The 256-nt window shown below is 69.1% G+C and carries 1 pseudogene; it reads left to right on the forward strand.

The features are described from left to right. Window positions 1-72 precede the first annotated feature (72 nt). Window positions 73-256 (forward strand): annotated as a pseudogene (locus AC4H2H_RS19775) (IS30 family transposase); the annotation flags it as partial.

A 256-nucleotide genomic window follows, 5' to 3' on the forward strand; every position in this document is an offset into this window, starting at 1 on the left:
TCAGCGCGCGGCCGAGCGCATGTCTCGGCCTCAGGCGCGCAAGCTGGAGACGAACCCGCGGTTGGCGGCCTGGGTCGGCGACAAGCTGGACGGGGACGAGCGGTGGAGCCCGCAGCAGATCGCGAACCGGTTGAAGACCGACTTCCCCGAGGATGAGTCCATGCGCATCAGCCACGAGACGATCTACCAGGCGTTGTACGTCCAGGGCCGTGGCGGGCTGCGCAAGGAGCTGACCAGCGCGCTACGCACCGGACGG

The organism is Cellulosimicrobium sp. BMG9.22, from assembly GCF_059159975.1.